General features: G+C 67.5%; 18 protein-coding genes. 9 read left to right on the plus strand and 9 right to left on the minus strand.

Annotated elements, in window-relative coordinates; genetic code table 11:
* Window positions 1-154: 154 nt before the first annotated feature.
* Together rpiA and glmU are read right to left on the minus strand one after the other, a co-directional pair.
* Window positions 155-838, minus strand: a complete 684-nt coding sequence (rpiA, locus tag ABE454_RS00595) for a ribose-5-phosphate isomerase RpiA (protein WP_346527972.1) — start codon at window positions 836-838, stop codon at window positions 155-157.
* The gene (gene glmU, locus ABE454_RS00600; RefSeq protein ID WP_346527974.1) at window positions 835-2,190 is read right to left on the minus strand and encodes a bifunctional UDP-N-acetylglucosamine diphosphorylase/glucosamine-1-phosphate N-acetyltransferase GlmU; all 1,356 of its coding nucleotides are present in this window, start codon (window positions 2,188-2,190) and stop codon (window positions 835-837) included. The genes rpiA and glmU overlap by 4 nt, the downstream gene beginning before the upstream one ends.
* A gap of 75 nt (window positions 2,191-2,265) precedes the next feature.
* Between glmU and ABE454_RS00605 the strand changes: the two genes are divergently transcribed.
* From ABE454_RS00605 to ABE454_RS00615, 3 genes are all read left to right on the plus strand, one after another.
* Complete coding sequence (locus tag ABE454_RS00605) at window positions 2,266-2,955, plus strand: HAD-IA family hydrolase (protein ID WP_346527977.1); 690 nt, start codon at window positions 2,266-2,268, stop codon at window positions 2,953-2,955.
* A gap of 65 nt (window positions 2,956-3,020) precedes the next feature.
* Window positions 3,021-3,329, plus strand: coding sequence for a DUF2834 domain-containing protein (locus tag ABE454_RS00610; RefSeq protein WP_346527979.1), 309 nt, complete (start codon window positions 3,021-3,023; stop codon window positions 3,327-3,329).
* A 158-nt stretch (window positions 3,330-3,487) separates the two neighbouring features.
* Complete coding sequence (locus tag ABE454_RS00615) at window positions 3,488-4,777, plus strand: dicarboxylate/amino acid:cation symporter (RefSeq protein WP_346527981.1); 1,290 nt, start codon at window positions 3,488-3,490, stop codon at window positions 4,775-4,777.
* A 134-nt stretch (window positions 4,778-4,911) separates the two neighbouring features.
* Here the strand turns inward: ABE454_RS00615 and ABE454_RS00620 are convergent, their stop codons facing one another.
* Window positions 4,912-5,697, minus strand: a complete 786-nt coding sequence (locus ABE454_RS00620; RefSeq protein WP_346527983.1) for a hypothetical protein — start codon at window positions 5,695-5,697, stop codon at window positions 4,912-4,914.
* 128 nt (window positions 5,698-5,825) lie between these two features.
* On the opposite strand from ABE454_RS00620, the gene ABE454_RS00625 reads away from it, so the two are divergent.
* Both ABE454_RS00625 and ABE454_RS00630 read left to right on the plus strand, forming a co-directional pair.
* Window positions 5,826-6,431: a TIGR00730 family Rossman fold protein gene (locus tag ABE454_RS00625; protein WP_346527985.1), complete on the plus strand. Its 606-nt coding sequence runs from the start codon at window positions 5,826-5,828 to the stop codon at window positions 6,429-6,431.
* A 114-nt stretch (window positions 6,432-6,545) separates the two neighbouring features.
* A complete protein-coding gene (locus ABE454_RS00630) occupies window positions 6,546-6,839 on the plus strand; it encodes a CC_3452 family protein (RefSeq protein WP_346527987.1) in 294 nt (97 codons plus the stop codon).
* A 76-nt stretch (window positions 6,840-6,915) separates the two neighbouring features.
* On the opposite strand, the gene gltX is transcribed toward ABE454_RS00630, so the two are convergent.
* The 4 genes from gltX to ABE454_RS00650 all read right to left on the minus strand — a co-directional run bounded on the left by gltX (window position 6,916) and on the right by ABE454_RS00650 (window position 10,000).
* Window positions 6,916-8,250 carry a glutamate--tRNA ligase gene (gene gltX / locus ABE454_RS00635; protein ID WP_346527989.1) on the minus strand — a complete coding sequence of 445 codons (1,335 nt, stop codon included), beginning with the start codon at window positions 8,248-8,250 and terminating at the stop codon, window positions 6,916-6,918.
* 190 nt (window positions 8,251-8,440) lie between these two features.
* Window positions 8,441-8,797, minus strand: a complete 357-nt coding sequence (locus ABE454_RS00640) for a DUF4377 domain-containing protein (RefSeq protein ID WP_346527992.1) — start codon at window positions 8,795-8,797, stop codon at window positions 8,441-8,443.
* 152 nt (window positions 8,798-8,949) lie between these two features.
* Complete coding sequence (dksA, locus tag ABE454_RS00645; RefSeq protein ID WP_346527994.1) at window positions 8,950-9,363, minus strand: RNA polymerase-binding protein DksA; 414 nt, start codon at window positions 9,361-9,363, stop codon at window positions 8,950-8,952.
* 208 nt (window positions 9,364-9,571) lie between these two features.
* On the minus strand, window positions 9,572-10,000 hold the full coding sequence (locus ABE454_RS00650; protein WP_346527997.1) for a flagellar assembly protein FliX: 429 nt from the start codon (window positions 9,998-10,000) through the stop codon (window positions 9,572-9,574).
* Between the two features lie 184 nt (window positions 10,001-10,184).
* Between ABE454_RS00650 and ABE454_RS00655 the strand changes: the two genes are divergently transcribed.
* From ABE454_RS00655 to ABE454_RS00670, 4 genes are all read left to right on the plus strand, one after another.
* A complete protein-coding gene (locus ABE454_RS00655; RefSeq protein ID WP_346527999.1) occupies window positions 10,185-11,303 on the plus strand; it encodes a flagellar basal body P-ring protein FlgI in 1,119 nt (372 codons plus the stop codon).
* A complete protein-coding gene (locus ABE454_RS00660) occupies window positions 11,303-11,611 on the plus strand; it encodes a rod-binding protein (protein WP_346528002.1) in 309 nt (102 codons plus the stop codon). The genes ABE454_RS00655 and ABE454_RS00660 overlap by 1 nt, the downstream gene beginning before the upstream one ends.
* Window positions 11,608-12,048 (plus strand): flagellar basal-body protein FlbY, encoded by a 441-nt coding sequence (locus ABE454_RS00665; RefSeq protein WP_346528004.1) that lies wholly within the window; start codon window positions 11,608-11,610, stop codon window positions 12,046-12,048. The genes ABE454_RS00660 and ABE454_RS00665 overlap by 4 nt, the downstream gene beginning before the upstream one ends.
* 101 nt (window positions 12,049-12,149) lie before the next feature.
* Window positions 12,150-13,751, plus strand: a complete 1,602-nt coding sequence (locus tag ABE454_RS00670; protein WP_346528006.1) for an EAL domain-containing protein — start codon at window positions 12,150-12,152, stop codon at window positions 13,749-13,751.
* Here the strand turns inward: ABE454_RS00670 and ABE454_RS00675 are convergent.
* A complete protein-coding gene (locus ABE454_RS00675) occupies window positions 13,724-15,325 on the minus strand; it encodes an ABC-F family ATP-binding cassette domain-containing protein (protein ID WP_346528008.1) in 1,602 nt (533 codons plus the stop codon). The genes ABE454_RS00670 and ABE454_RS00675 overlap by 28 nt on opposite strands.
* Window positions 15,291-15,428 carry a hypothetical protein gene (locus ABE454_RS00680; RefSeq protein ID WP_253109112.1) on the minus strand — a complete coding sequence of 46 codons (138 nt, stop codon included), beginning with the start codon at window positions 15,426-15,428 and terminating at the stop codon, window positions 15,291-15,293. Before ABE454_RS00680 ends, ABE454_RS00675 begins: the two co-directional genes overlap by 35 nt.
* Between the last annotated feature and the right edge of the window lie 84 nt (window positions 15,429-15,512).

A 15,512-nucleotide genomic window follows, 5' to 3' on the forward strand; every position in this document is an offset into this window, starting at 1 on the left:
GCAGCATCCCCTACCCCGCTCATCCCGGCGAAGGCCGGGATCCAGATGCAAACTCTGCCGGCAGCAAGTTTAAGCACGGAGGCAGCGCCACAGTCTTGGAGGATGCGCCTTATAATCTGGGTCCCGGCCGTCGCCGGGATGAGCGGAGTTTAGTTCAGGGCTGCATCGTCTCGACGCCCGCGTCCGTGCCGATGATGGCGAGGTCGGTCAGGTCGAGGAACAGGCCGTGTTCGACCACGCCGGTCAGGCTTTTCAGGTCGGCGGCGAGACGGGCCGGGTCGTTGATGACCTTGCAGGCGGCGTCATAGATCAGATTGCCGCCGTCGGTGCGGATCAGGCCGCGCTCGGCCTCGCGCACGCGGGCGGGCGAGGCGATGTCGTGATCGGCCAGAACATCGGCGATGCGGTTGGCGGTCGTCTTGTGGCCGAAGGCGACGACCTCGATCGGCAGGGGGAAGGTTCCCAGCGCCGGAACCACCTTGGCCGCGTCGGCGATGCAGATGCAGCGGGCCGACGCCTCCCACACCAGCTTTTCGCGCAGCAGCGCCGCGCCGCCGCCTTTGATGAGAGCCAGGCCGGGGCCGATCTCGTCGGCGCCGTCGACGGTCAGGTCGATGCGGGGCGTGTCTTCCAGCGTCGACAGGGTCAGGCCCAGTTCGCGCGCCAGATCGGCGGTGCGCTCTGACGTCGGGACGCAGCGCAGGTCCGGCAGGTTGCGCGCCGCCAGCGCCTTGACGAACCAGGCGGCGGTCGAGCCGGTGCCCAGACCGACCACCATGCCGGGCTCGACGTGGGCGGCGGCAGCTTCGCCGGCGTTCTTCTTTTGCAGGTCGCTCATTTGGTCTTCGTCGTCTTCTTTACGCGCATGGTTTCCATGAAGCGGGCGGCCCAGCCCGGCTTCGTCGTCTGTTCGGCGCGGCCGAGCGCCAGATCGCCGGGCGCGACATCCTTCGTCACCACCGAGCCGGAGCCGACCATGGCACCCGCGCCGATGGTCACAGGCGCGACAAGGGCGCTGTTCGAGCCGACGAAAGCCCCCTCGCCCACCGTGGTGCGATGTTTGAAGAAGCCGTCGTAGTTGCAGAAGATGGTCCCCGCGCCGATGTTGGCGCCCGCGCCCACTTCGCCGTCGCCGAGATAGGCCAGATGGTTGGCCTTGGCGCCCGCGTCCATGCGGACATTCTTGACCTCGACGAAGTTGCCGATCTTGACGCCCTGCCCCAGATCCGCGCCGGGGCGCAGGCGGGCGTAGGGGCCGACCTCGGCGCCGGTCGCGACCTTGGCGCCTTCGATGTGGCTGAAGCTGCGGATGCGCGCACCCTCGGCCACCACCGCGCCGGGGCCGAAGACGACGAAGGGCTCGATGGTCGCGCCCGCGCCGATGTCCGTATCCCAGGCGAAATGGACGGTGTCGGGGGCGCTCATGGTGACGCCCTGCGCCAGGAAATGATCGCGCTGGGTCTTCTGGAACAGGGCCTCGGCCTGAGCCAGTTCGGCCTGCGCGTTGACGCCCATGACGGAGTCTTCGGCGGCGAAGACAGCGCGGGTCGGGGCGCCGCGCCTGCGGGCCAGCTCGACCACGTCGGTCAGATAGTATTCGCCCTTGGCGTTGTCGTTCGTGACCTCGGCCAGCAGGCTGAACAGCAGGCCGACCGGCGCGGCCATGACGCCGGAGTTGCAGGCGGTGACGGCCAGAACCTCGGCGGAGGCTTCCTTGGCCTCGGTGATGGCCAGCAGGCTGTCGCCGTCGAGGATCAGGCGGCCATAGGCGCCGGGGTCGCGGGCCTCGAAGCCGATGACGGTCACGCCTTCATGGGCGTCGGCGAAGACCGGCTCGATGTCAGCGGCCTTCAGTAGGGGCACGTCGCCATAGGTGACGACCACATGGCCCACAAAATCGCCCAGCACGTCCTCGGCGGCGCGCACGGCGTGGCCGGTGCCCAGCGGCGGGTCCTGAACGGCGATGCTGTCGGCGCCGAGGCGTTTCTCGACGTGGGCGCGGACTTCGGGCGAGTGGGAGCCGACGACGACGACGATGCGCTCGCAGCCCAGAGCTTCGGCCGCGTCGATGGCGTGGTCCAGCATGGCGCGGGCGCCGACCGGGTGCAGCACCTTGGGCAGGGGCGACTTCATGCGCGTGCCCTGGCCGGCGGCGAGGATGATAGCTGCGCGAGGATGGGGTGCGGTCATGAATCGATCCGGCGGCTTGTCGTTGCCTGCGATCTAGCCCATTGCCGGGGTCTTCGCGAGCCGGGAGACAGATGAGTGAGTATTGAGCGCGACCTGGAAGGCTGGACCATCGCCTTCGATCTGGACGGGACTCTGGTGGATTCGGCGCCGGACCTGATCGGCACGCTGAACCGGATGCTGGCGCAGTATGAACTGCCGCCCGTGCCCATGTCCTCGACCCGGCATCTGGTCGGGCACGGCGCCATGGCCATGCTGCGTCACGGCTTCATGGAGGCGGGCGCCAGCTGGGACGAGGCCCACGCCCCCGGCCTGTTCGAGCGCTTCATCGAGGATTACACGGCCCACATCGCCGATCACAGCGTGGTGTTCGACGGCTGTGTCGCGGCGCTGGACCGGCTGAGCGCACGCGGGGCGATCCTGTGCGTGGCGACCAACAAGCGAACGGACCTGTCGGTCGCGCTGATCGAGGCGCTGAAGCTGACGCACCACTTCGCCTTCATCGCCGGGCCGGATGTCGTCTCGGCCCGCAAGCCCAGCGGCGCCCACATCATCGAAGCGGTGCGCAAGGCGGGCGGCGATCCGGCGCGCTGCGTCATGGTGGGCGACAGCACCACCGACACCAAGGCGGCCAAGGATGCGGGCGTGCCCTGCATCGCCGTCAGCTTCGGTTATAATGACGTGCCGCACGCGGAACTGGGCGGCGACGTGATGATCGACCACTACGACGAGTTCGAGGATGCGCTGGCCGGGGTGATGCGCGCCTGATTTTCATGCGGACAGCTTGAGCGTAAAGGCGCATTGAAGGCGTCTGCAGCGAGGCGAAGAACAGCATGAGCGCCAAGACCTTCTATCTGGCCATGGCCGTCGTGGGGACCGTGGTTCCCTGGCTGTTCTTCGGCTCCTTCTTCGGGACGCACGGACTGGATGCGCCCCTGTTTCTGCAGTCGCTGTTCGCCAACGGCGCTGCGGGCGGTTTCTCGGCCGATGTGCTGATCTGCATCGCCATATTCTGGGTGTGGTCGTGGCGCGATGCGCGCGAGCGCAAGGTGGCGCGCTGGTGGCTGATCCTTCCGGCCAGTTGTGTGGTCGGGTTGTCGCTGGCCCTGCCCCTCTATCTGTATCTGCGCGAGCGCGGCTGACGCCGCCGGTCGCCAAGGGTGCGGGCGCGCGCCGCTAAGCGCGCATCAGAAAAACTCCTGCTGGTTTTAGAACTTCTACTCATCAACCGCCTCTGCGGCGGTTGCCGTCCGGGTGACCGCGAAACACATAGACCGACTGCTTCTCGCCAAAGGTCGTCATGTTCCGTCGCTTCTTCGCCATTCCCCTGTGGCAACGCACCGCCGCCGGGTTCGCCCTGGGCATCATCGCCGGTCTGATCCTGCGCGAGCAGGCCGTGGTCTGGCTTCAGCCGATCGGCGACGTCTATCTGAACCTGATCCGCATGGTGGTGGCGCCGCTGGTGCTGTTCACCATCGCCAGTTCGATCGCCAAGCTGGGCGAAGGGGTCGGGGCGGTGCGGCTGGGCGTACGGACCATTATCTGGTTCGCCATCACCTCCCTGTTGGCCGTGCTGGTGGGCTTTGCGTTCGGCCACATCATCAATCCGGGCGTGGGCCTGTCCGACCTGCCGCTGGGCGAGGTGAAGGCGCGCGAGATCCCCTCGCCGCTGCAGGTGCTGCTGGGCGTGGTGCCGACCAATCCGTTCGCCTCTCTGGCCGAGGGCAAGGTGCTGCAGATCATCTTCTTCTCGGCCCTGCTGGGCGCGGCGCTGGTGGCGCTGGGCGACCGAGCGCAGAATGCGCGCAGGCTGGTGGATGAGGGCGCGGCCCTGATCTTCCGCATCACCCGCTGGGTGATCCAGCTGACGCCGTTCGGGGTGTTCGGCCTGATCGGCTCGGTCGTCGGCGGCTATGGCTGGGAGGCGCTGCTGCCGCTGGGCAAGTTCATCTTCGCCATCTATGCGGCCTGCCTGTTCCACATCTTCGTCGTCTATTCGGGCCTGCTGAAGCTGCACGGATTGAAGGTGGTCAGCTTCTTCCGCGGCGCGGGCGCGGCCATGCAGACGGCCTTCGCCACCTCGTCGTCGCTGGGCACCCTGCCCGTCACGCTGCGCCAGACGGTCGAGCGGCTGGGCGTGCCGCAGGCCTATGCGTCTTTCGCCGTGCCGCTGGGCGCCAATGTGAAGATGGACGGGTGCGGCGCCATCTATCCGGCCATCGCCTCCATCTTCATCGCCCAGTATTTCAAGATCGACCTGACGCTGACGCAATACATCTTGATCGGCCTGACGGCGGTGCTGGGATCGCTGGGCACGGCGGGCGTGCCGGGGACCAGCATCGTCATGCTGACCCTGACGCTGTCGACGGCGGGGCTGCCGCTGGAAGGCGTCGGCTATATCATCGCCATCGACCGCATCATCGACATGATGCGCACGGCCACCAACGTCACCGGCCAGATGGTCGTGCCCGTCCTGGTCGCCAAGGAAGAAGGCATCCTGAACCAGGGCATCTATGACGGCCACGTCGCCTGGCTGCCGGGCGACCCGGAAGACGAAACGCCGGAGGGCGCGCGGGCGGCGGGGATCTGAGCATCCGGCCGTTGCCGGCTGACGTGACCTCAAGGTGAAAAAAAGCCCGACGCAGAGCGCCGGGCGGAAAGTCATTTTGGTGATGGTGGGTGTCCTCGAAGAAAGAAGACAGGCTTCTGAATCAACCGGTTTGGTTAATGGCGCGTTAACGCCGTTTGTTCCGGCGGAGCTGCGTCCTCATCGGGCAGCCAGGTCGTCTGGCGCGCCGAAGACGACAGTTGCCGGGTGATGCGCCATCCCTCGCCCGCGCGTTCTGCATGGTCGGATGGACCGCCGGGCCCGGGATAGTCGAAAACCTGCCCGTCCACATGGAGGGCGCCTGCGCGATCGGCCATCGCGGGCACAAGGACGCTCCAGCGCCCCTGCCGGTCCGCCGTCACCTCGGCCGCGCCTCCGCCTGCGCGGATGGACAGGGTCTGGCCGGGCCGGGCGCGGCCCGAAGCGATCAGGCCGCCGCCGTCCCCGTCCAGAGCGTCCAGCGCCGGACCGGGTGTCAGCCTCAGGCTGGGGCCGCCTTCCATCAACAGCGCCGCCAGTTCCTGACGGTCGCCCGCGATCAGAAGCTGTTGCGGGCCGGGCGTCGTCACCTGCCCCACCTGGTTTTCCGGCGTCAGCAGCCGCCCGCCTGCAGCCGCGTCGAGCTGGATTTCAAAACGGCCCTGACTATCCGCCGCCGCAGCAACAGCCGAGCCCTGTCCGCCGCTGAGAATGACGCGCGCGCCCGGCGCCGCGACACCCCGCACCAGAACGCCGCCGGACGGCCGGGGCGAAACGCTGAGAATGCGTGGCGTGGGCGCCCAGTCGTCTTCGCGCATTTCGGGGGCGTCTGTCGCGGCGTCGTTCCGCGGCGCGCCGCAGGCCGACAGGGCCGTGGCCAGCGCCAGACCCAAACACGCCAGCAAACCGTTCCTTCGTTCCATCCTGTCCCGCATCGCTATAGGCTGTCTGTCCAGATAGACGGCTCCACCCGCCAGGCCCAGCCTCTTCGGCCCGGCCGCGCGGTCCCCCGCCTGTCTTCACACGCCGCCAGAGGTCGCCAAAGGTTCCCATGTCCCTGCCCTCCGTCAACATCGCCCCGTTCGAGGGCCGTTCCGCCTGCCTGTTCTGCGGTTCCTCCGATGGAACCGATCCCCGCTATATCGAGGCGGCGGCGGCGTTCGGCAAAGCCGTGGCCGAGGCTGGATGGCGTTTCGTCTATGGCGGCGGCGGCGTGGGCCTGATGGGCGCCTCAGCCCGTGCGGCGCATGAGGCGGGCGGGCGCGTGGTCGGCATCATGCCCGCCTTCCTGCGCAGCCGCGAGCGCCTGTTCGACGATGTGGAGACGATCGTCGTCACCTCCATGCACGAACGCAAACAGCTGATGTATGACGAATCCGACGTCTTCGTCGTCGCGCCCGGCGGCGTCGGCACGCTGGAAGAAGTCGTGGAGCTGCTGTCGTGGAAGCGGCTGGACCTGCACGCCAAGCCGGTCATCTTCCTGAATCTGGACGGTTTCTGGGACGGCTTCTTCACCCTGATCGAACACACGGTCGAAAAAGGCATGACGCCGCGCAGCTTCCTGGACGCCTATGTCAGCGTCGATTCGGTGGAGGGTGCGATCGAGGCCATGAAATCCGCTCAGGACACGCCTCATTTGCAACATGATCGCCGGTAAGTAAACGTGCGTCAGTAACGTCGGTCCGTGAAACGAGAAGCTGATTGACAGTTTTCTTAAAAAACGGCCTATGGCGTTGCTGGGCGTGCGCCCTACCCATATCGGAGACTGTTCATGCGTGCTCTTATCGCCGCCGCCGTCCTGTTCGCGGCCGCCCCCGCCCTTGCTGAAGCCCCGGCGACCAGCGCCACCCTGGCCGACGCCGCGACGGCCCCCAGCGGCCGCGTGATCGTCGACGGCGCGACCTGGCGCTGCGAGGGCGACGCCTGCACCGCCACCGGCGGCTCGAACCAGCCCGCGACGCGCGCCTGCCGTCGCACCGTGGCCAAGATCGGTCCTGTGACCAGCTTTTCCTACAAGGGCCAGTCCCTGAACGAAGAAGAGATCGCCGCCTGCAACGCGGGCTGATCCCGGCTTCAGCCTCGAATGAAAAAGGCCGCCTTCATGACGAAGGCGGCCTTTTCTGTATGCGTTTCGCGAAGCGTCAGGCGGTTTCGCCCTTCAACCTCTGAACCAGACGGTCGCGGCCGATCAGCGGGATCATGGCGGCCATGTCCGGCCCGTGCGCCTGCCCCGTCAGCGCCAGACGCAGCGGCATGAACAGGCCCTTGCCCTTGGCGCCGGTCTTGTCCTTCACCGCAGCGGTCCAGACCGACCATGCCTCAGCGTCGATGGTGCCCGGCAGCAGCTCCAGCGCAGCGGCGGCGAAGGCGGCGTCCTCGATCACCGGGGTCACCGGGCCGGTCACGATCTTCGCCATTTCAACGACATCGCCGAATCTGTTGAGATTGCCCTTCACCGTGTTCCAGAAGGTCTCGCCCAGATCGACGCCCAGAGCCTCCAGACGCGGCCGAGCCTCGGCGTAGTCGATGGCGTGCACCGCCTGGGCGTTCAGGCGATCCAGATCGGCCGTGTCGTACCGTGCGGGCGAGCGGCCCATCTTGGAGAAGGCGAAGGCCTCGCCCAGCGCCTGTAGCGAGGCGGCGACCTCCAGATTGTCCGAGGTGCCGATCTTGCCCAGATGACTGGTGATGGCGATCGGCTCATAGCCATCGGCGCGCATGTCCATGATGGCCAGCGAGCCCAGACGCTTGGACAGGGCCGTGCCGTCGGCGCCGACCAGCAGCGGCATATGGGCGAAACCGGGAACCTTGGCCCCCAGCGCCTCGAAAATTTCGATCTGGGCGCCGGTGTTGGTGACGTGGTCCTCGCCCCGGATGATGTGGGTGATCTCCATGTCGATGTCGTCGACGACCGACGGCAGCGTATAGAGGAACAGGCCGTCTTCGCGGATCAGCACCGGGTCGGACATGGAGGCGGTGTCCACCTCGGCATGGCCACGCGCCAGGTCTTCCCACGCGACGCGCTTGCCTTCCAGCTTGAAGCGCCAGTGCGGACGGCGGCCCTCGGCCTCGAAGGCGGCCTTCTCGGCGTCGGTCAACGATAGGGCGGCCCGGTCGTAGATCGGCGGCTGGCCGCGCGACAACTGCACCTTGCGGCGGCGGTCCAGCTCATCGGCGGTTTCATAGCAGGGATAGAGGCGGCCATCGGCCTTCAGCCTGGCGGCGGCCTCTTCATAGCGGTCGAACCGCTTGGACTGGTTGTAGCGCTCGTCCCACGTCAGGCCGAGCCACTTCAGGTCGATCTCGATATTGTCTTCCGACTCCTGCGTCGAGCGGACCAGATCGGTGTCGTCGATCCGCAGCACGAAGGAGCCGCCCTGCCCCTTGGCGAACAGCCAGTTCACCAGAGCCGTGCGGACATTGCCGACGTGCAGCTTACCCGTGGGAGACGGAGCGAAACGAACCTTGACGGACATGAGGATCCTGCGAGCCTGAAAGCGAAGGCGGCCGGGCGGCCCGCCGCAGACCATGATGATCCGGGCAGAGCGTCCAGTCTCTAAAAACGTCGAAAAGGCGTCGCACCCGCGCGGGCGCGACGCCGTTCCGATGAGGGTCTAGGTCGATCACGTCCCCCTCGAAGTCAAGAGAGACGCGCGCCGAAACCGGTCAGGAGCGGGCCGGTTTCTGGTCCAGGATCTCGATCAGCGACCAGCGGACCGACGACGCATCGGCCGGCGGATTGGCCACGGGCGTCCCGCGGACGCGCAGGCGGTATTCGACGCCGGGCTTATGCTCGAAGCCGTCGTAGCCGAAGTAGTGGAGCTCCCACGGCTGGCTTTCGGATTCGCGGACCTGCAGGCAGGTGGTCCGCATCACGCCCGCGGTGCAGGGCCGCGTCTCGGCGGCCACAAAAACTGTTTTCTCAACGACGCCGGAGGGGGCCGTTTCGACAGCAGGCGTCTGGGCGCAGGCGCCCAGCGTCAGCAGGACGGCGGAGGTCAGGACAGCGAAACCACGGGTCATGAAGGATCCTTGCAATGAAAAAGGCGCAACGGCGACCACCATCGTCGCCGCTGAGCCCTAACCTGCACCGACAACATGACCCAAGATTGAAGCCAAACCGCAATTCCCGTCATTTGACGAAAGTTTGCGTCGCCTGAAACTTGCGTCGTCTGTCAGTCGTCGCGGTGGACCCGTTCGCGGCGCTCATGCCGCTCCTGAGCCTCGACCGACAGGGTCGCGGTCGGGCGGGCCTCAAGGCGGCCCAGACCGATCGGTTCGCCCGTATCCTCGCAATAGCCGTAGGAGCCGTCCTCGATCCGGCGCAGGGCCTCGTCGATCTTGGAGATCAACTTGCGCTGACGATCGCGGGTCCGAAGCTCAAGCGCGCGGTCGGACTCGGATGAAGCCCGGTCCACCAGATCGGGGTGGTTTTCGGTCTCGGCCTTCAGATTGGTGACGGTGCCCTTGGACTCGCGAAGGATGTCGTCCTTCCAGGTCAACAGCTTGGTCTTGAAATAGGCGATCTGCCGCTCATTCATGAACGGCTCGTCGTCGGTCGGCCGATACGCAGCCGGGTCCGTGGACATTACTGAGGCCAATGCGGTCATCGCACTCACACTCGTTTCTCTATCGCGCCCCCCTGCGGCGCATGGGCCGTATAGGCAAGCGCAAGAGTCGCGGCAATGGCGTTCGCGAGTCCGTGATATGGCTAAGCTGCGTGCAACAGGGGGTAGTGTGGCGAATTATCCTCACATGAACCGTGAAAACGGGGGTTCGGCCGAAGTTTCAACGCCTTCAGGCGCGTGAACGGCTCATTTCCGCTTTCGCCAATTCCACCTCTGCGCGCAGGTCGATCTGATCCAGCACGAGCTTCAGACCCGGCTCGGCGTCCTCTTCCCGCTGCTCGCGCAGGTCGCGGGCCAGTCGCCCCAGAGCGGCCGCGCCGTCCTGTCCGCCCAGCATGGCCAGCTTCAGATCATCTAGCCGGTCCAGCAATCCAGAGCCGCGACGGATGGCGCGACGGCGACGCTCGGTCGGGTCTTCAACCCCCTGAAGCGCCATCAGGGCCGCAGCCCCGGTGACGCCCGATGCCGATGATGTCGCCCCCGCCTGCGCCGTCGGCACCGCGCCGCCAGTCGACGGCAGGGCGAAACCGCCCGCCGCACGGGCCGCTGGCCGCGCGGCCGGCGTCGAAGCGGCGCCCAGGGGTCCGGTGACCTTCATGCGTGACGTCTCCTTCTAGGCTTCGCACCCTGCCGCAAGGGGCTGAAGCCTTGGTTAACAGCCCGGCAAAACCTGCCGCGAGGCGCCGCCACACAAGCAGCCATTCCTTGAAATTGCTGACGTTTTCATCCGGCACGATCCTCGCATGGTTAATGGCGAACGCTCAAGCAGGGACGCCTGTCGCATGCAGAAGTTGCTTACCGCCCTTATCGCCCCGGCCCTCGCGGCCCTGATCCTCGTCGCCCAGCCGGGCGTCGCAGAGGCCCAGTCGCGCATCAAGGACATCGTCTCGATCGAGGGGGTCCGCTCGAACCAGCTGGTCGGCTATGGACTGGTGGTCGGGCTGAACGGCACCGGCGACAGCGTCCGCAACTCGCCCTTCACCCGTCAGTCGCTGGAAGGGATGATGGAGCGTCAGGGCGTCAACATCCGCGGCGCCAATCTGAACACCAAGAATGTGGCCGCCGTCATGGTCACGGCCGAACTGCCGCCCTTCGCCACGCCGGGCTCGCGGCTGGACGTCAGCGTCTCGGCCATGGGCGACGCCAAGAGCCTGCTGGGCGGCACGCTGCTGGTCACCGCGTTGCAGGGCGCCGATGGCGAGATCTACGCCGTGTCACAAGGCTCGGTTCAGACCGGCGCCGTCTCGGCCTCTGGCGCGTCAGGCTCCTCGATCACGCGCGGCGTGCCCACGGCGGGCCGCATCGCCTCGGGCGGGGTGGTCGAGCGCGAGACCGGCTTCGACCTCGCCTCCATGCCTCTGGTGCGACTGAGCCTGCGCAACCCGGACTTCACCACGGCCCAGCGCATCGCCGCCGCCATCAATGAGACCTACCCCCAGACCGCCTTTGCTGAAAACGGCACCGTCGTCGCCATCCGCGCCCCCCAGAATTTTGGCATGGCCGGCTTCCTCAGCCGGGTTGAGAACCTGCCTGTCCAGATCGACACTCCGGCCAAGGTCATCATTGATGAGGTCAACGGCGTCATCGTCATGGGCGAGGCCGTGCGCATCTCCACCGTCGCCGTGGCGCAGGGCAATCTGACCGTCTCGGTGCAGGAGACGCCGCTGGTCAGCCAGCCCGAGCCGTTCAGCCGCGGCGGTCAGACCGTCGTCGTGCCCCAGTCGGACATCAGCATCTCCGAAGAAACCGGCCGCCAGATGCGGATCGTCGGCGGCTCGACCTCCCTGTCCACACTGGTCAACGGCCTGAATGCCCTGGGCGTCAGCCCGCGTGACATGATCAGCATCCTGCAGGCCATCAAGGCCGCCGGCGCCCTGCAGGCCGAAATCGAGGTGATCTGATGAGCCCCCTCTCCGCTTCTCCCGACCTGCTGCGGGCCAACCTTCCAGCCGACGCCGCCCCCTCGAAAGACCGCGAAGCCATGCGCCGCACGGCCGAGGCCTTTGAGGCCAGCTTCCTGTCGCAGATGATGAAGCCGATGTTCGAGAGCCTGAGCACCGAGGCGCCCTTCGGCGGCGGCGCGGGCGAGGCCGCCTGGCGCGGCTTTCTGGTCGACGCCATGGCCCAGCAGACGGTGAAGGCGGGCGGCGTAGGCCTCGCCGACAGCGTCATGGCCCAGATGATCAAGATGCAGGAGCAAGGCGCATGACCGCTGATGTCCAGACCGCCGCCCTGCGCGTGCAGCACCTGACGCGTCTGACGCGCGATCTGACCGAGCGCCTGTCTGTTGAAATGGAGGCCCTGCGCGCCCACCGGGCTCAGGATCTAAGCGACGGCATGGCCCAGACGCAGGAAATGGCCAACCTCTACCGTCGTGAATCCGCGCAGGTGAAGGCCAGCCCAGCCGCGATCGCCGCTGCGCCCGAGGCCGACCGCCGCGCTCTGATCGAAGCGACCGAAGACTTTGAGGCCGTTCTGGCGGAACACGCCGTCGCTGTCGAAGCGGCGCGTCAGGTGTCCGAAGGTCTGGTCCGCACCATCGCCGCCGAGGTCGCGGGCGCCCGCGCTCAGGGCGTCGGCTATGGCGCCTCGGGTCAGGCCATGCAGGGCGACGGGCGGGCTGTGGCGCTGAACCGCACCGCCTGAGCGACACCGCCTTGGCCAGCGGCTCAGGAACCGCCGCCCTTCGTTAACAGTTTGAAGGCTTTCTGGGCCTTTTCTTAATCGCCCCGGCGTATCGTTCAGTCATGACCCTCACACCGCGCCTTCTGGGGCTGGCTTTTGCTTCTGCCGATACCTTGATCGAAGTCGATCAGCAGGGCGTGGTGCGTCTGGCGCTGGGCGCGGGCGCCGTCGAGGGGCAGCAGACGGCGGAATGGGTCGGCCATCCTTTCGGCGACCGCCTGTCCGCCAGCAGCGCCGCCGCCCTGCAACGGATGATGGAGGCGCTGAGGCCCGGCCAACGCAGCGCCCCACTGGATATTCTGGTCAGTTGCGGCGAGGGCCGGCTGCGCCGCGCCTGCCTGCGCGCCTTCGCCCTGCCCGAGATCGCGCCCGCCCTGTCCTGCGCCCTGTCCTATGAAGGCGCGCCCTTCGACATGGCGGATACGCCCCTGCCCGACGCGGCGCCCGTACAGGACGCCGAGGGTTTTCTGAACCACGCGCGCGCCAGCCTGTCAGAAGGCGAGACCGGTGCCCTTCAGCGGCTGGCGCTGGCCTTCATCGACGTGAACGGCCTGCAGGGCGTCGACCCCGCCACGCTGGAACGGGTCCACAGCCGCATCGGCGCCAGCCTGAACGCCGCCTCGCACGACGGCGCGAGCGCAGGGCGTCTGACCTCCGATCGTTACGCCCTGATCCGCGATGTGGACGACACCCGCGATCTGGCCGCCGAAATGCAGAGGGCCGGTCAGGCCGAGGGCGTGGCCCTGTCCGCCGTGGCGACGCAGAGCGCCCTGGGCGGCGACGCGGCCTCGGCCCTGCGCGCCATGCGGTTCGCCATCGAGGGGTGTCTTAAGGACGGCGGGCTGGATCAGCCGGAACTGTCCTTCGCCGATTCCCTGCAACAGACGCTGAAGGACGCCGAATATTTCCGCAGCATTGTGCGCGACCGGAATTTCGCCCTCTTCTACCAGCCCATCGTCGACCTAAAGACGCGCGCCGTGCATCACTTCGAGGCGCTGGCCCGCTTCGGCAAGGGATCAGGCCCCGCCGCCGCCATCCGCATGGCCGAAGAACTGGCCCTGATCGACGGCTTCGATCTGGCGGTGGCCGAAAAGGCGGTGCGGCGCCTGCGCGAACCGGGCGGCGGCCTGCTGAAGATCGCGGTCAATGTCTCGGGCGCCTCTCTGGCCAGCGACGCCTATGTCGCCGCCCTGCTGAAGATGACCGCCTCGGCGCCCGATGATCGGCGCCGTCTGATGGTCGAGGTGACGGAGACCGCCGCCCTGGCCGATCTGGCCGCCGCCGATCGCCGTCTGGGCGCCCTGCGCAACGCCGGGATCAAGGTCTGCATCGACGATTTCGGCGCGGGCTCGGCCTCATTCGACTATCTGCGCGGCCTGTCGGTCGATGCGGTGAAGATCGACGGCGCACTGGTGCGCGATATCGACATCGACGCCCGCACGCGCACCCTTGTCGCCCATCTGGTCGAACTGTGCAGTTCGCTGGACCTCGAAACCATCGCCGAAATGATCGAGACGGAACAGGTCGCCGACGCCCTGCGCGATCTGGGCGTCACCCACGGTCAAGGCTGGCTGTTCGGTCGGGCCGAGGCCGAGCCGCGCACCGTCCTGCCCCCCCCCACGATCCGCGGACGCCGTCAGGGCGTGGTCGAAGGCTGGAGCTGACCATCCTTTAGCACGATGGTCCGGTCGACACCCAGATTCGTCAGAAAATCAGCGTCATGGCTGACCACCACCAGAGCGCCGTCATAGCCTGACAGGGCCGCCTCGACCGCTTCAACGGAATCGATGTCCAGATGGTTGGTCGGTTCGTCCAGCACCAGCAGTTGCGGCGGCTGAACGCCCGTCATGATGCAGGCCAGCGCCGCACGCAGACGCTCGCCGCCCGACAATTCGCCCACACGCCGGTCCGCCTGCACATTGCGGAACAGAAAGCGCGCCAGCGCCGCCCGCGCCGCATTGGGCGCGCCCTGCGGGTTCAGCCGCAGCCACGCCTCAACCAGGGTTTCGTCAGGCTTCAGCATGGACGCCTGTTGATCCAGCAGGGCCGCACGGACCGGCCGCTCGACCGTCCCCGATGACGGTTCGGTCAAGCCCGCGACCAGCTTCAACAGCGTCGTCTTACCCGCCCCATTGGGACCAACCACGGCGATGCGTTCCGGCCCGGTCAGGCGCAGGGAGATCGGCCCCAGCAGGCGGCGACCGTCATCGACCGTCACGACCGCCTCGTTCAGGTTCAGCACCATGCGGCCGGCAGGCAGGCCCGTCGGCGGCATGGCCAGCGCCATCTGGCGCACCTGCTCGACCCGTTCACGCGCCTCGGCCAGATCGGTTTCGACGGCCTGACGTTTGCGTTCCGCCAGACGCTGACCGCGCGCGCCGCTCTCCTCGGCCCGCTGGGCCTGGGCGTCGAGCAGGATCTTGGGGTCGGAGCTGTTGGCGCGCGCTATCTTGCCTGCGCGGTCGCGCCTTGCCTGACGCTCCTGCGCCATCTGCGTCTCACGCTGGACCCGGCCGATGGCGCGCTCGGCCTGTTCCAGATCGCGTTCGGCGGCGGCCCGCTCGGCGTCGCGACGCTCTACGTACAGATCCCAGCCGCCGCCATGCACGCGCGCGCCAAGGCTGGACAACTCCACGATGCGATCCACGCAGCGCAGCAGGGCGCGGTCGTGGCTGACCAAGACCACTCCCCCCGGCCAGTCAGCCACCACATCGGCGATCATGGCGCGGGCCTCGGCGTCCAGATGGTTGGTCGGCTCGTCCAGCACCAGCAGGTCCGGCGCCGCCAGCTTCAGCCCCGCCAGCCGCAGGCGCGTCTGTTCGCCGCCGCTGAGGTCCGCCGTGCGGCGATCCAGCGCCAGATCGGCCAGACCGACCTCGGCCAGAGCGGTCTGCATCCGCTCTTCCACCGTCCAGTCCGCCTCGGCCATGTCGTCCAGCGAGCCTTCGCCCGCCAGCACACGATTTAGAACCGCCAGAGGCGCCGCGACGCCCAGCGTATCGGCGACCGTTTCATCATCCGCCGGCGTCTGGGCCTGCGCCAGCCAGCCGACCGTTCCGGCGCGCGCGATGGCGCCCTCGGCAGGTTCAGCCAGACCGGCGACGAGGCGCAGCAGCGTGGTCTTGCCCACGCCGTTGCGACCCACGACGGCCGTGCGTTCACGCCCGAAGGCGAGCGTCAGATTGTCGAAGAGGCCTCTGCCGTCAGGCGTGCGGGCCGCGACGCTGTTGAGCGTCACGAGTGCGGATGCGAACCGGTTTGGGCTTGGGTTGTGCGAGGACATAGGCGAACACGAGCAGCGGAACGGAAAGGGCGAAACCGATTTCCAAAGTGCTGATCATGATCGTCGCGCCTCCTCACTGATGCGTTGGCTGAGTGAAGGATGGGGACGGACGTTTCGTAACGCAACCCCCAATTTGCAGCTC

The sequence above is a fragment of the Brevundimonas diminuta genome, assembly GCF_039673845.1.
Lineage (GTDB): Bacteria > Pseudomonadota > Alphaproteobacteria > Caulobacterales > Caulobacteraceae > Brevundimonas > Brevundimonas diminuta_E.

Coding starts and splice junctions, on each gene's coding strand:
- ABE454_RS00655 (WP_346527999.1), top strand. CDS start 10,185: ATGCAGAAGTTGCTTACCGCCCTTATCGCCCCGGCCCTCGCGGCCCTG.
- ABE454_RS00620 (WP_346527983.1), bottom strand. CDS start 5,697: ATGGAACGAAGGAACGGTTTGCTGGCGTGTTTGGGTCTGGCGCTGGCC.
- rpiA (WP_346527972.1), bottom strand. CDS start 838: ATGAGCGACCTGCAAAAGAAGAACGCCGGCGAAGCTGCCGCCGCCCAC.
- gltX (WP_346527989.1), bottom strand. CDS start 8,250: ATGTCCGTCAAGGTTCGTTTCGCTCCGTCTCCCACGGGTAAGCTGCAC.
- ABE454_RS00670 (WP_346528006.1), top strand. CDS start 12,150: ATGACCCTCACACCGCGCCTTCTGGGGCTGGCTTTTGCTTCTGCCGAT.
- ABE454_RS00610 (WP_346527979.1), top strand. CDS start 3,021: ATGAGCGCCAAGACCTTCTATCTGGCCATGGCCGTCGTGGGGACCGTG.
- ABE454_RS00680 (WP_253109112.1), bottom strand. CDS start 15,428: ATGATCAGCACTTTGGAAATCGGTTTCGCCCTTTCCGTTCCGCTGCTC.
- ABE454_RS00665 (WP_346528004.1), top strand. CDS start 11,608: ATGACCGCTGATGTCCAGACCGCCGCCCTGCGCGTGCAGCACCTGACG.
- ABE454_RS00650 (WP_346527997.1), bottom strand. CDS start 10,000: ATGAAGGTCACCGGACCCCTGGGCGCCGCTTCGACGCCGGCCGCGCGG.
- ABE454_RS00660 (WP_346528002.1), top strand. CDS start 11,303: ATGAGCCCCCTCTCCGCTTCTCCCGACCTGCTGCGGGCCAACCTTCCA.
- dksA (WP_346527994.1), bottom strand. CDS start 9,363: ATGTCCACGGACCCGGCTGCGTATCGGCCGACCGACGACGAGCCGTTC.
- ABE454_RS00625 (WP_346527985.1), top strand. CDS start 5,826: ATGTCCCTGCCCTCCGTCAACATCGCCCCGTTCGAGGGCCGTTCCGCC.
- ABE454_RS00640 (WP_346527992.1), bottom strand. CDS start 8,797: ATGACCCGTGGTTTCGCTGTCCTGACCTCCGCCGTCCTGCTGACGCTG.
- ABE454_RS00630 (WP_346527987.1), top strand. CDS start 6,546: ATGCGTGCTCTTATCGCCGCCGCCGTCCTGTTCGCGGCCGCCCCCGCC.
- ABE454_RS00615 (WP_346527981.1), top strand. CDS start 3,488: ATGTTCCGTCGCTTCTTCGCCATTCCCCTGTGGCAACGCACCGCCGCC.
- glmU (WP_346527974.1), bottom strand. CDS start 2,190: ATGACCGCACCCCATCCTCGCGCAGCTATCATCCTCGCCGCCGGCCAG.